General features: G+C 74.2%; 12 protein-coding genes. 5 read left to right on the top strand and 7 right to left on the bottom strand.

Translation table 11 applies throughout. The features are described from left to right. On the top strand, positions 1 to 757 hold a 757-nt coding region (locus PKY62_RS09630; RefSeq protein ID WP_324536495.1), incomplete at its 5' end, for a PASTA domain-containing protein. Between the two features lie 283 nt (positions 758 to 1,040). On the opposite strand, the gene PKY62_RS09625 is transcribed toward PKY62_RS09630, so the two are convergent. The 4 genes from PKY62_RS09625 to PKY62_RS09610 all read right to left on the bottom strand — a co-directional run bounded on the left by PKY62_RS09625 (position 1,041) and on the right by PKY62_RS09610 (position 5,321). Further along, a complete protein-coding gene (locus tag PKY62_RS09625) occupies positions 1,041 to 1,823 on the bottom strand; it encodes an MBL fold metallo-hydrolase (protein ID WP_324536494.1) in 783 nt (260 codons plus the stop codon). An 18-nt stretch (positions 1,824 to 1,841) separates the two neighbouring features. Continuing rightward, positions 1,842 to 3,194 (bottom strand): class II 3-deoxy-7-phosphoheptulonate synthase, encoded by a 1,353-nt coding sequence (locus tag PKY62_RS09620; protein ID WP_324536493.1) that lies wholly within the window; start codon positions 3,192 to 3,194, stop codon positions 1,842 to 1,844. Then, positions 3,191 to 4,414: a pyrophosphate--fructose-6-phosphate 1-phosphotransferase gene (locus tag PKY62_RS09615; RefSeq protein WP_324536492.1), complete on the bottom strand. Its 1,224-nt coding sequence runs from the start codon at positions 4,412 to 4,414 to the stop codon at positions 3,191 to 3,193. Before PKY62_RS09615 ends, PKY62_RS09620 begins: the two co-directional genes overlap by 4 nt. 106 nt (positions 4,415 to 4,520) lie before the next feature. Further along, positions 4,521 to 5,321: a lysophospholipid acyltransferase family protein gene (locus tag PKY62_RS09610; RefSeq protein WP_324536491.1), complete on the bottom strand. Its 801-nt coding sequence runs from the start codon at positions 5,319 to 5,321 to the stop codon at positions 4,521 to 4,523. A 68-nt stretch (positions 5,322 to 5,389) separates the two neighbouring features. Here PKY62_RS09610 and PKY62_RS09605 point away from each other — a divergent pair, with 68 nt between their 5' ends. Further along, a complete protein-coding gene (locus PKY62_RS09605; protein ID WP_324536490.1) occupies positions 5,390 to 5,932 on the top strand; it encodes a hypothetical protein in 543 nt (180 codons plus the stop codon). Between the two features lie 28 nt (positions 5,933 to 5,960). On the opposite strand, the gene PKY62_RS09600 is transcribed toward PKY62_RS09605, so the two are convergent. Beyond that, positions 5,961 to 6,899 (bottom strand): ROK family glucokinase, encoded by a 939-nt coding sequence (locus PKY62_RS09600; RefSeq protein ID WP_324536489.1) that lies wholly within the window; start codon positions 6,897 to 6,899, stop codon positions 5,961 to 5,963. Between the two features lie 138 nt (positions 6,900 to 7,037). On the opposite strand from PKY62_RS09600, the gene PKY62_RS09595 reads away from it, so the two are divergent. Next, positions 7,038 to 8,861 carry an AMP-dependent synthetase/ligase gene (locus PKY62_RS09595; RefSeq protein WP_324536488.1) on the top strand — a complete coding sequence of 608 codons (1,824 nt, stop codon included), beginning with the start codon at positions 7,038 to 7,040 and terminating at the stop codon, positions 8,859 to 8,861. Between the two features lie 3 nt (positions 8,862 to 8,864). On the opposite strand, the gene PKY62_RS09590 is transcribed toward PKY62_RS09595, so the two are convergent. Next, complete coding sequence (locus PKY62_RS09590; RefSeq protein WP_324536487.1) at positions 8,865 to 9,038, bottom strand: hypothetical protein; 174 nt, start codon at positions 9,036 to 9,038, stop codon at positions 8,865 to 8,867. A gap of 179 nt (positions 9,039 to 9,217) precedes the next feature. Between PKY62_RS09590 and PKY62_RS09585 the strand changes: the two genes are divergently transcribed. Beyond that, a complete protein-coding gene (locus PKY62_RS09585; protein WP_324536486.1) occupies positions 9,218 to 11,146 on the top strand; it encodes a DEDD exonuclease domain-containing protein in 1,929 nt (642 codons plus the stop codon). Between the two features lie 31 nt (positions 11,147 to 11,177). Next, positions 11,178 to 11,459, top strand: coding sequence for an Lrp/AsnC family transcriptional regulator (locus tag PKY62_RS09580; protein WP_324536485.1), 282 nt, complete (start codon positions 11,178 to 11,180; stop codon positions 11,457 to 11,459). Between the two features lie 12 nt (positions 11,460 to 11,471). Here the strand turns inward: PKY62_RS09580 and trpD are convergent, their stop codons facing one another. After that, positions 11,472 to 12,524 (bottom strand): anthranilate phosphoribosyltransferase, encoded by a 1,053-nt coding sequence (gene trpD, locus PKY62_RS09575; protein ID WP_324536484.1) that lies wholly within the window; start codon positions 12,522 to 12,524, stop codon positions 11,472 to 11,474. Positions 12,525 to 12,604: the final 80 nt, after the last annotated feature.

Below are 12,604 nucleotides of genomic sequence, written 5' to 3'. Positions count from 1 at the left end.
CGTCGCCCAGCAGGCCCTGGCGGCAGCCGGCCTCACGGCCGACCCGACGGAGGAGTTCGACCCCAGCGTCCCGTTCGGCGCGATCGTCGCCGCGGACCCCGGTGAGGGCGAGCGCGTCCGCAAGGAGGGTTCCGTCGCCCTCACCGTCTCCAAGGGCCCCGACATGCGCACGGTCCCCACCGGCCTGGCCGGTGCCCCCGTCGCCGACGTCGTCGCAGCCCTCACCACGGCCGGCTTCACGGTCCCCGAGCCCACCCTCGAGTTCAGCGACGGCGTCGCAGACGGCGCCGTCATCGGCATCTCGGCCGCGGAGGGCGCCAGCCTCCCCCTCGGCACCGAGATCGTCGTCACGGCATCGAAGGGCCCGGAGCCGATCACGATCATCTCCGTCATCGGCGCCCCCCAGGCCGACGCCAAGGCCCAGCTCGAGGCCCAGGGCCTGCGGGTCACGGAGGTCCCGGACTACTCCGAGGAGTTCGCGGCGGGCACGGTGATGCTCCAGTCCCCCGCAGCCGGCACCCCCGCCTTCCGCACGGACCCCATCACGATCACCATCAGCCAAGGCCCCCCGTTGATCATCGTCCCAGACCTGTTCGGCAAGCAGTACCGGGACGCGGCCGCCATCCTCGAAGGGCTAGGTCTCGTGGCGGAACGCGAGAACTTCCTTGGCGGGGTGTTCGGGACGGTTCGCAACCAGAGTGTCGCTGGGGGCGAGTCCGTGCCCAAGGGCAGCACCATCACCCTCACGGTCGTCTGAGAGGTCGGCGGGGCCGAGTGCCCACCCATGGTGCGCCGGATGCCGGACCAACACGCTCACAACGACCCGCGCGACACGCCCCGCGCTCGGGCCACCCGACCGCGAAGCGCAGGACGACGACGGCGCGCCCGAGCGTGGTGGGCCTGGCAGGGCTCGCGAGGAACGAGCGAGCCGGGGCTCGGGCGCGCCGTCGTCGTCCGGAGCGAACCCGCCACCGCCGCAACCCGGAGCGAACCCGCCACCGTCACAGTCCGGAGCGAACCCCACCCCCACGAGCAGCCCGTCAGAGCGCCCCAGCCAACGCATCGAGCAGTCGCGAGGCAGCAGGACCGCACAGCGGACGCCCATGACCCGTCCCCAGCACCTCGGGCCGCAGCCCGGCCAGCACACCGACGGAGGCCACGGCGGCCGCCCAGTCCCACGTCGACACCCGCGGCGGCCCGTACACGGCCGGCGCCGAGGACACCAGCCCCCGCACCGACATCGGGCTCGCCGTCAGCACCGCGTCACCGGTCAGGAGCACCCGGTCGCGCTCGCGGAAGAACGCCACGTGACCCGGGGTGTGGCCCGGCACCGGCACGCACCGCCAGTCGGGCAGCCCCGGCACGGCGGCGGCGGGGTCGAACGAGACGACGTCGTCCTCGAGGCTGTCCCGGGCGATCATCACCTCGAGCCTGCGGCGCGGGACGAGGCGCAGCACCGGCGCGATGGCCCAGCGGTCGAGCGGGTTGGCGTACGCCGGCAGGATCCCGCCGCGCGCGAGCACCACCTCGTCCGGGTGCACCCGCAACGGCAGCCCCCAGGTCCGTGCGAGCCCGAGGGCGGATCCAGCGTGGTCCGGGTGGATGTGGGTCAGCAGGATCGCCGACGGCCGGGCGCCGGGCCCGGCGACCGATGCCATGGCCGCACGGATGGCCGGGGCCGAGCTCGGCCAGCCGGTGTCGACCAGCGCCCATCCGGCGTCCGAGCGCACGAGGTACACGTTGACCTCGAGGGGCCCGCGCCCGAGCCGGACGCAGACCACGCCGTCGGCGACCTCCCGGGAAAGTGCACGTGGCGTCCGCACCGCTCAGCCTCCGTCCCCTCAGCGCCCGCGCAGCATCTCCGCGACCTGGAACGCCATCTCCAGCGACTGCTGGTGGTTGAGCCGGGGGTCCACGAGCGTCTCGTACCGCAGCGCAAGACCGGCGTCGTCGATCTCCTCCGAGCCGCCCATGACCTCCGTGACGTCGTCCCCGGTGAGCTCCACATGGATCCCCCCCGGCACGGACCCCAACGCCCGGTGCACCTCGAAGAACCCGCGCACCTCGTCGAGCACGTCGCTCAGCCGTCGCGTCTTGTACCCGGAGTCCGAGGAGATGGTGTTCCCGTGCATCGGGTCCGTCACCCACGTCACCGGCCGACCCGAGGCCGTGACCTTCTCCACCAGCGGCGGCAGGACGTCGCGGATCTGACCGGCCCCCATGCGCGTGATGAACGTCAGGCGCCCGGGCGCGTCGTCGGGGTTGAGGCGGTCCATGAGCGCCAGCGCGTCGTCGCCCGTCGTCGTCGGGCCCAGCTTGACGCCCAGCGGGTTGCGCACGTGCCGCAGGAACTCGACGTGGGCACCGTCGAGGTGGCGGGTGCGCTCGCCGATCCACAGGAAGTGCGCGGAGGTGTCGTACGCCAGGCCCGTGCGCGAGTCGATCCGGGTCAGCGCGCGCTCGTAGTCCAGCAGCAGGGCCTCGTGGCTGGAGAAGAACTCGACGGTCTTGAGCGCGTCGAAGTCGGCTCCCGCCGCGGCCATGAAGCGGATCGCGCGGTCGATCTCGGCGGCGACCTCCTCGTAGCGCGAGTACGCGGGGTTGGCCGTGAAGCCGCGGTTCCACTCGTGGACGCGGCGCAGGTCGGCGAACCCGCCGGTGGTGAACGCCCGGACGAGGTTGAGCGTCGCCGAGGAGCGGTGGTAGGCGTCGAGCAGGCGGTGCGGGTCCGGCGTGCGGGCCTCGGGGGTGAACGCGTAGGCGTTGACCGCGTCACCGCGGTAGGCCGGCAGCGTCACGCCGTCGCGCGTCTCGTCGTCCGACGAGCGCGGCTTGGCGTACTGGCCGGCCATCCGGCCCATCTTGACGATGGGCATGCTCGCGCCGTACGTCAGCACGATCGCCATCTGCAGGATCGTCTTGATCTTGTTGCGGATGCGATCGGCCGTCGCCTCGGCGAACGTCTCCGCGCAGTCCCCGCCCTGGAGCAGGAACGCCTCGCCCCGCCCGGCCGCGGCCAGGCGGGTGGTGAGGATGTCGGCCTCACCGGCGAAGACCAGCGGCGGCATGGTGGCGAGCTCCGCCGTCGCTGCCACCACGGCCGCGGCGTCCGGCCACGCCGGCTGCTGGCGCGCCGACATCGTGCGCCAGGCGTCCAGCGCCGCGAGCAGGCCCGGCTCGGGCTCGACGCTCACGACGAGTGGTCTGCGGGGACGAGGGCCTGACCGATCCCGGACAGCATCGTGCCGAACCACGGCACGGACACGTCGAACGCCTTGCCGCCGGCGATGCGCGGGAACGCGATCGCCTTGAGGCGGTCGCCGTCCTCCTCGTCGTGGCCGATGACGCCGGACTCGCCGCGCAGGGCGCACTCGACCGCGAGGTCCGTCATCGACTTGATGAGGCGCAGGTCCTCGGCGTTGGCCGCAGCGGCGCGCGAGTAGTAGCCGGACTTCTGGACCATGACCTTCTCGGCGCCCAGCTTCTCGGCGAACTGCTTCGCGAACCACTGGCCGGGGTTGATGGTGTCGAGGCGCACGTGGCCGAAGGCGTCCCGCAGGACCTCCTGGCCGGACGCCTCGAGCTGGGCGACGATCTCGTGCATGCCCGCGCCCTCGGACAGGAAGATGTTGACGTTGCCCTGGGTGTCCATGACCGTCCGCAGGCGCGCGGCCTCGGCGTCGATGTCCAGCGCGAGCTCTGGCACGAAGACGGCGTGGATGTCCCAGCGCTCGCGCGACAGGCCGATGCTCGGCACCCACTCCTGCGCGTCGAGCCAGCGGCGGTACTCCGCGGCGGCCGCGGCCGTGAGCCAGCCGCAGTGCCGGCCCATGACCTCGTGCACGATGAGCATCCGGTTGCCCGAGCGGTGCTCGCCGATGATGTTCTTCGCGAAGTGCGCGGCCTCCTCGGCCGCCGTCCACGCGCCGAGCGACTGCTTGATCGGCACGACGTCGTTGTCGATCGTCTTGGGCAGGCCCACGACCGTCAGCTCGTAGCCGTTGTCGTGCAGGTAGGCGGCGAGGTCGGCGGCCGTCGTGTTGGTGTCGTCGCCACCGATGGTGTGCAGCACGTCGACGCCGTCCGCCTTGAGCTGCTCCGCGGCGACCTCGAGCGGGTTCTGACCCTCGGTGACCAGCCCGCGCTTGACGCAGTCCTTGGCGTTGGTGAGCTTGACGCGCGAGTTGCCGATGGGGCTGCCGCCGAAGCGGTGCAGCAGGCCGGCCTTGGCGCGGGTCTCGGCGTCGACGACGACCTTGGTGCCGGTCAGCAGCCCGTGGTAGCCGTGCTGGTAGGCGATGATCTCGATCTCCGGGGCGATCTCCGTGTAGCGCTCGATCAGGCCACCCACGGCGGAGGACAGGCAGGGGGCGAAACCGCCAGCGGTCAGCAGGGCGACGCGACGAACCGACATCAGACACACCTCTCGTAGATCTGCACGCGAACCACCGCAGCATGGGTTCGGCCGGGCGACGCCGACCGGGCCGTTGGTCCTCGGTACCGCCCCCGGGGCGGACGCCTCATCCTACTGAGGGCGTCTCCTCCTCGGCCGGGGGGACCGGAGGCTGGACGTCGGGCACCGGACGACCGCCCGGGGCCGTCGGGGCGGGGGCTGCGGGGCCAGCGTCCTCGGGGTCGCGACCCGCCGCGATGCGCGCCTTGGCCGTCGCCGCGTACGTGTCCACGTACTCCTGACCGGAGATGGACATGAGGGCGTACATGATCTCGTCGGTCACCGAGCGCAGGATGAACCGGTCGTTCTCCATGCCCTTGTAGCGGCTGAAGTCGAGCGGCTCGCCGATGACGATGCCCAGGCGCATGGGCTTGGGGATCACCTGCCCGATGGGCTGGGCGATGTTGGTGCCGATCATCGCCACAGGGATGACGGGGACGCCGGACTCGAGCGCGAGGCGCGCCACGCCCGTCTTGCCGCGGTAGAGCCGGCCGTCGGGGCTGCGCGTGCCCTCGGGGTAGATGCCGAAGAGGTTGCCGGACTGGAGCACGCCCAGGCCGGTGTGGAGCGCGGCCTCGGACGCCTTGCCGCCCCCACGGTCGACGGGGATGGTGCCGACCCCGCGGAAGAACCCCGCCTGGAGCCGTCCCTTGACGCCCGTCCCGGTGAAGTACTCGGCCTTGCCGATGAAGCGGATCTTGCGCGACAGCATGAGCGGGAGCACGAACGAGTCGATGACCGCCAGGTGGTTGCTCGCCAGGATCGCCCCGCCGGACTCGGGGATGTGGTCCATCCCCCGCACCCACGGCCGGAACATCCCGCGCAGCAGCGGGCCAGCGATGACCCGCTTCATCAACCAGTAGAACAACCTGTCACCTCCGCTGCGGCGCCCACGCGATCCGCGCGCAGCGTCAGTCCGACTCTAGAGTGATCCGCATGCCCGCACGTCCGCTCCCCGACCAGGATCCTGCCGAGGACCCGGACGAGACCAGCGCCCCCACGCCGGACGACGCCGCCACCCCGCCGCACGAGGCGACCCCGGAGCCTACCGCCGAGGACGTCGATGCCCGGTGGCGCGACATCGTCACCCGCTTGGGTGATCTCGAGCTGCCGCCGGAGCCCCGCCGACGCGCCGACGACGTGCGACCCGGCGAGCAGGGTCCCGGCGCCCGCACGGTGCGGCCCGCAGCCGACGCGCACCGCGGGTGGGTGCCCGACCCTGTCGTGGAGGAGGCCGAGGACCACTTCCAGCCGCCCGACCCCGGCCCGGTGCTCGGCGGGGACCCGCTGCTGACGATGGCGTGGACGGTGGCCCTGGGCGTGCCGCTGCTCGCGCTGCTCATCGTGGTCGTGTGGCGCGACGTGCCCGCGCTCGTGCTGCAGGTGGCCGGGGTGGTCTTCCTCGGCGCCGTCGGGCTGCTGCTGTGGCGCATGCCGCACACCCGGGACGACGACGACGGGCCGGGCGCCGTCGTCTGAGGCGCCCGGGCCCGGTGCGAGCGACCCGTCAGATCCGGGCGAGGTCCGCCGCGCCGACGATGCCGGCGTCGTTGCCCATCGCGGCGAGCTCGATGCGCGCCTCGGGCCGGAAGCCCCGCGCCGAGAGCGCAGCAAGGAAGGCCGCGCGCGTCGGGTCGAGCAGCAGGTCCCCCGCCGCGCCCACGCCACCGCCGATGACGACGAGCGCCGGGTCGAGCAGCGCCGCGACGCTCGCCGAGCCCTCGCCGATCCAGCGCCCGAGCTCCGCGAGCAGCGAGATCGCCAGCGGGTCACCCTCCTGCGCCGCGGCGGTGATCGCCGGGCCCTGGATCTTGCGCCCTCCGGAGAGCTCGACCATGCGTGCCGCGCTCTCCGGCAGGTTCACGGCGGCGTTGCGTGCCGAGCGCACGAGCGCACGGCCCGACGCGTACTGCTCCCAGCAGCCGTGCAGGCCGCAGCCGCACAGGTGGCCGTCCGGCACCACGCGCATGTGACCGACCTCCGCCGCGACCCCGTAGGCGCCCCGCACCAGCCGGCCCCCCACCACGAGGGCGCCGCCCAGCCCGGTCCCGATCGTCAGCAGCAGCATGTCCTCGACGTCACGGCCGACGCCGAACCGGAACTCCGCCCAGCCGGCGGCGTTCGCGTCGTTCTCGACGACGATCGGCAGCGCCGTGCCGAGGCCGGCCGCGACGCGCTCGCGCAGCGGGTGGTCCCGCCAGGGCAGGTTGGGGCACAGCAGGACGGTGGCCTGGTCCGAGCTGACGAAGCCCGGCGCCGCCAGTCCGATCGCGCCGACCTCGTGCCCCGCGAGCAGCTCCCGGCAGGCGTCCACGACGCCCGCGTCGACGGAGTCGGCGGCCGTCGGGTCCGTGTCCCGCCTGGTCTGGGCGACGATCGTGCCGTTCTCGTCGACGACGCCCGCCGCGATCTTCGTGCCGCCGATGTCCACACCGATCGCGTACATGTCCGTCCTCGCGCCGTCGCCTCGACCGCGCCCCACGGCGCAGCCCTCGGGTCGCAGGCTACCGACTTCGCGGCGAACGGCGCCGGGACGATCGGTTCTGTATCGTCAGCACACCCGCCGCCTGCCACTGGAGTCAGCATGGACGAGTTCCGCAGCCCTGCCGTCGTCGAGATCGGTGCGGCGGACAACCTCAGCGACCTGCTCGCGGGGCGCGTCCGGCGGTGGCCGGACCAACCGATGATCGAGCGCAAGGCGACGCCCGAGGCGCCGTGGGAGCAGATCACCGCCACCGCGTTCCTCGCCGAGGTCACGGCCGTCGCGAAGGGCCTCGTCGCCCGGGGGATCGAGCCGGGCGACCACGTCGGCATCATGAGCCGCACGCGCTACGAGTGGACGCTGCTCGACTTCGCCATCTGGGCCGCCGGGGCGGTGGCCGTCCCGCTGTACGAGACGTCCTCCGCCGACCAGGTGCAGTGGATCCTCACCGACGGCGACGTCCGGCTGGTCGTCGTGGAGACCGCCGAGCACGCCGCGACCGTTGCCGGCGTCCGGGCGCAGGCGCCGCGGCTGACCGAGGTGCTCACCCTCGACGACGGGGCGATCGCCACGCTGACGGCCGCGGGCGCTGCGGTGCCGGACGCGGAGATCGACCGGCGCCGGGCCCTGGCGACCACGGACGACGTCGCCACCATCATCTACACCTCGGGCACGACGGGCCGTCCCAAGGGCGCGGAGCTCACGCACGGCAACTTCGTGTACCTCGCGCTCAGCGTGGTCAAGCGGCTCGCCGTCGTGGTCCCGCCCGGCTCGCGCACCCTGCTGTTCATGCCGCTGGCGCACGTCTTCGCGCGGTTCATCGAGGTGCTCGTGGTGCCCGCCGGGGCCGTGCTCGGCCACACGCCCGACACCCGCAACCTCCTGGCGGACCTCGGCACCTTCCGGCCGACGTTCATCCTGTCCGTGCCGCGCGTGTTCGAGAAGGTCTACAACTCCTCCGAGCAGAAGGCAGCGGCGGGCGGCAAGCAGGCGATCTTCCAGCGGGCGGCGAAGACGGCGATCGTCTACTCGCGCGCGCTGGACCAGCCCGGTGGGCCGAGCCTGTGGCTGCGGCTGCAGCACAAGGTCGCCGACGTGCTGGTGCTCCACAAGATCCGCGCGGCCCTCGGCGGGCAGGCGGAGTGGGCGATCTCCGGCGGGGCACCGCTGGGCGAGCGGCTGGGCCACTTCTACCGCGGCGTCGGGCTCAAGGTCCTCGAGGGCTACGGCCTGACCGAGACCACCGCACCGGCCACCGTCAACCTGCCCGATGCGACCGTCATCGGCACCGTCGGCCCCCCGCTGCCCGGCATGGCGGTGCGGATCGCGGACGACGGCGAGATCCTCATCCAGGGCCCCGGCGTGTTCACGGGCTACCGCAACAACGCCGCAGCGACCGCCGAGGCCTTCGCGGACGGCTGGTTCCGCTCGGGCGACCTCGGCTCGATGGACGCGCGCGGCTTCGTCCGGATCACCGGGCGCAAGAAGGAGATCATCGTCACCGCCGGCGGCAAGAACGTGGCCCCGGCGCTGCTCGAGGACCGGCTGCGCGGCCACCCGCTGATCAGCCAGGTGGTGGCCGTCGGTGACGGCAAGCCGTTCATCGGGGCGCTCCTCACGCTCGACGTCGACGCCCTGCCGGGGTGGCTCGCCACGCACAACCTGCCCGCGATGGACGTCGACGTCGCAGCGGCGCACCCGGACGTGCGCGCTGCGCTGGACCGCGCGGTCGCCCGGACCAACGAGGCCGTCTCGCGGGCCGAGTCGATCCGCAAGTACGCCGTGCTCCCGACGGACTTCACCGTCGCCAACGACCTGCTCACGCCGTCGCTCAAGGTCAAGCGGGACAAGGTGCTCCTCGCGTACGCGGACGCGATCGAGGAGCTGTACGCGGGCGGGACCGGCAGCGGGCCTGCGGAGGGCTGAGCCTCACAGCGCGCGCATCCGGAGCGGAGGGACGAGGCCCGAGCGGGCGAGGACCTCGATGGCCCCCCGCTCGGCGTCGTCGAGGTCGCGCTCGCGCACCGGCACGGTGAGGAACGTCACGACGCACTCGGTGCACGCGTCACCGCGCACGGTGCACTGCCCACAGTCGATGATCATGCGGCGCACGCTAGCCGCGGGGTCCGACACGCACCGGCAGCGCCGCCCGTGGCGGCGTGCGCCCCGCCGGGCGCACCGCCGGCGCACCGCCGGGCGCACCGCCGGGCGCACCGCCGGCGCGAGCCCGCCGCCGGAGCCGCCCCGCGGGTCTGTCGGCGCCAGGGCCTACCCTCGGCGCCATGCCGTCCCCAGGTCGCCCCGCCGGCGCCGCAGCCCCGCCGCCCCGCGGCGCGCCCGTCCAGCCGACGCTGGAGGACATCGGCACCCCGCTGTCCGAGGTGACCTTCGTCGTCGTGGACCTCGAGACCACGGGCGGCACGCCCGGCGGCTCGGCCATCACGGAGATCGGCGCCGTCAAGGTGCGCGGCGGCGAGGTGCTCGGCGAGTTCCAGACGCTCGTCGACCCGGGCGTGCCGGTGCCGGCCTTCATCGCGGCGCTCACGGGGATCACCACCTCGATGGTCGCCGGCGCGCCGCGGATCGCCCAGGTGCTGCCCGGCTTCCTGGAGTTCGCCAGCGGCGCCGTCCTCGTGGCGCACAACGCGCCGTTCGACGTCGGCTTCCTCAAGGCCGCCGCGCGCGAGCTCGGCTACCCGTGGCCGGGCCCCCAGGTGCTCGACACCGTGGCCCTCGCGCGCCGCGCCGTGACCCGCGACGAGGTGCCGAACCACAAGCTCGGCACCCTCGCGGCGTTCTTCCGCGCCACCGTGACGCCGGACCACCGCGCGCTGTCCGACGCGCGGGCCACCGTCGACGTGCTGCACGCGCTGCTGGCCCGGCTCGGCCCGCTGGGGATCACCCACCTCGAGGACCTCGCGACCGCGACGGACCCGGTCCCCGCCGCGCGCCGCCGCAAGCGCCACCTCGCCGACGGGCTGCCGGACGCCCCCGGCGTGTACCAGTTCCGCGACGCCCGCGGCGAGGTCCTCTACGTCGGCACCGCCACGTCGATCCGCACGCGCGTGCGGAGCTACTTCACGGCGGCAGAGCACCGCCGCCGGATGACGGAGATGGTGGGGCTCGCCGAGGAGGTGGTGCCCATCGTGTGCGGCACGGTGCTCGAGGCCAGGGTCCGCGAGCTGCGCCTCATCGCCGAGCACTCCCCGCGCTACAACCGACGCTCCCGGTTCCCCGAGCGGATGCCCTGGGTGCGGCTGACCCTGGAGCCGTACCCACGGCTGTCGATCGTGCGCGAGGTGCGGCGTGACGGGCCCGGTGCGCCCGACGGGACCTCGGGCGCCACCGGTGCGCCCGGGGCCTCGGCGGCCGGCACAGGGGTCGCGGCCCACATCGGGCCGTTCGCCGGGCGGGTCGCCGCCCAGCAGGCGATCGACGCGCTCCAGGCCACGTTCGCGCTGCGCCAGTGCACCGGTCGCCTGCCGCGCGCGGCCGCCCCCGGCGCCAGCCCGTGCGCGCTGGCCGGGATGGGTCGGTGCGGCGCCCCGTGCACGGGCGCGCAGGACGAGGCCGGGTACGCCGCCGTGGTGGAGCAGGTGCGCCGCGCGATGGTCGAGGACCCCGCGCCCGTGGTGGGCTGGCACGCGGACCGGATCGCCGCCCTCGTGGCGGCCGAGCGGTACGAGGAGGCCGCCGGCCACCGCGACCGCCTCACCGCCTTCCTGCGCGCCGCCGCTCGCTCCCAGCGGTCGCGCCGCGCGGCCGAGCACGCGGAGGTCGTCGCCGCACGCCCGCACGACGGCGGCTGGGAGATCGTCGTCGTGCGGCACGGTCGGCTGGGTGCCACCGCCACCACCCCGCGCGGGCAGGACCCGCGGTCGACCATCGAGGCCCTGGTGGCCACAGCCGAGCACGTGCCCGTGCCCGTCGCCCCCGCCACGAGCGCGCACCCCGAGGAGAGCGAGATCGTCCTGGCGTGGCTGGACGAGCCCGGCGTGCGGCTCGTCGCAGTCGAGGAGGGCTGGGGCTGCCCGGTCCGCGGGGCGGAGGCCTACCGGCCCGCGGGGGCGACGGCGGCGGCGGTCGCCGGGCACGTCCGCGGCGGCGGCACGGGCGATGGGGCGGGCGACCCGGCGGGCGGCCCTGCGCTCGACGACGGGGGCGACGCTGGCCGTGGGGCGGGCCACGGGGCACCCGTCGGCGCGGCATGATGGGCGCACCCGCACCTTCCGGAGGCCCCGCATGATCACCGCCATCGTCCACATCGACGCCGACCCGTCGCGCATCCCCGAGATCGCCGCCCAGGTGGCCGAGATCGCCGGCGTGCGCGAGGTCTTCTCGGTGACGGGTGGGACCGACCTCATCGCGATGGTCAAGGTGCGCGAGCACGAGCAGCTCGCCGACGTCATCGCCGACCGCGTGAGCAAGGTCGACGGCATCATCCGCACGCAGACGTTCATCGCCTTCCGGGCGTACTCCTCGAGCGACCTCGACGCGGCGTTCGACCTCGGCCTGGGCGACTGAGCGCGTCGCGCCTCAGCGGCGCGAGGCCAGCACGAACCGCTCGAGCAGGTCAGCGGCGCGGCCGTCGTCGACCGCGGCCGTGGCGGCCGCCAGCCCCGCCGTGAGCCGCTCGACCAGCGAGCCAGCGCCCGTCCCGGGCAGGGTGCCGTCCGCGACGAGCGCCGCCGCGGCGTTGAGCAGCACCGTCTGGCGGACCGGTCCCCGCTCGCCGGCCAGCACACGGCGCACCACCTCGGCGTTGGCCGCAGGCTCACCGCCCCGCAGGTCCGCCACGGTGATCGGGTCGAGGCCCAGGTCGGCGACGGCGTCCACGACGTGGTGGCTGACCGCGCCGTCGCGCACCCACCACACCTCGGCCGGGCCCGTGGCGGCGAGCTCGTCGAGGCCGTCGTGGCCCCGGAACACCAGCGCGCTGGTCCCCCGTCCGGCCAGGACGCCGGCCATCAACGCGGCCATCCGCGCATCCGGCACGCCGATCGCCGCTGCGGCGGGCTGGGCCGGGTTGGTCAGCGGTCCGAGCACGTTGAACGCCGTGGGGACACCGAGCTCGCGGCGCACGGGGGCGGCGTGACGCATCGACGGGTGGAACACCTGGGCGAAGCAGAACGTGATGCCCACCTCGGCGGCGAGCTCGACGACGCGCTGGGGCGAGTGGTCCAGCCGCAGGCCGAGGGCCTCGAGCACGTCGGCCGTGCCCGTCGAGGAGGACGCGGCGCGGTTGCCGTGCTTGACGACCGTCACCCCGGCGCCGGCGACGACGAGGGCGGCCATCGTGGAGATGTTCACCGTGTGCATGAGGTCGCCACCGGTGCCCACGACGTCGACCGCCCTGCCGGGCACCTCGATGCGCACGGCCCGCGCGAGCATCTCCTCGGCCAGGCCGGTGAGCTCCGCGACCGTCTCGCCCTTGGCCCGCAGCGCGACGAGGAACCCCGCGAGCTGGACCGGCGTGGCCTCCCCTGCCATCACCTGCCCCATCGCCCACCGGGTCTGCTCGGCGTCGAGGTCACGCCCGGCGAGCAGGCTGGTCAGCAGGCGCGGCCAGGTCGGTGCGCCGTCGACCATCAGGCCGGGGCCCCACGCAGCAGGCCCGCGACGGCCTCGTGCAGGACGATCGGGTCGAGCGGCCGCCCGACGACGGCGTC

The organism is Actinotalea sp. (assembly GCF_035443605.1).
Lineage (GTDB): Bacteria > Actinomycetota > Actinomycetes > Actinomycetales > Cellulomonadaceae > Actinotalea.
The sequence above is the reverse complement of the archived record's forward strand: the minus strand, read 5'-3'. Positions and strand labels throughout refer to the sequence as shown.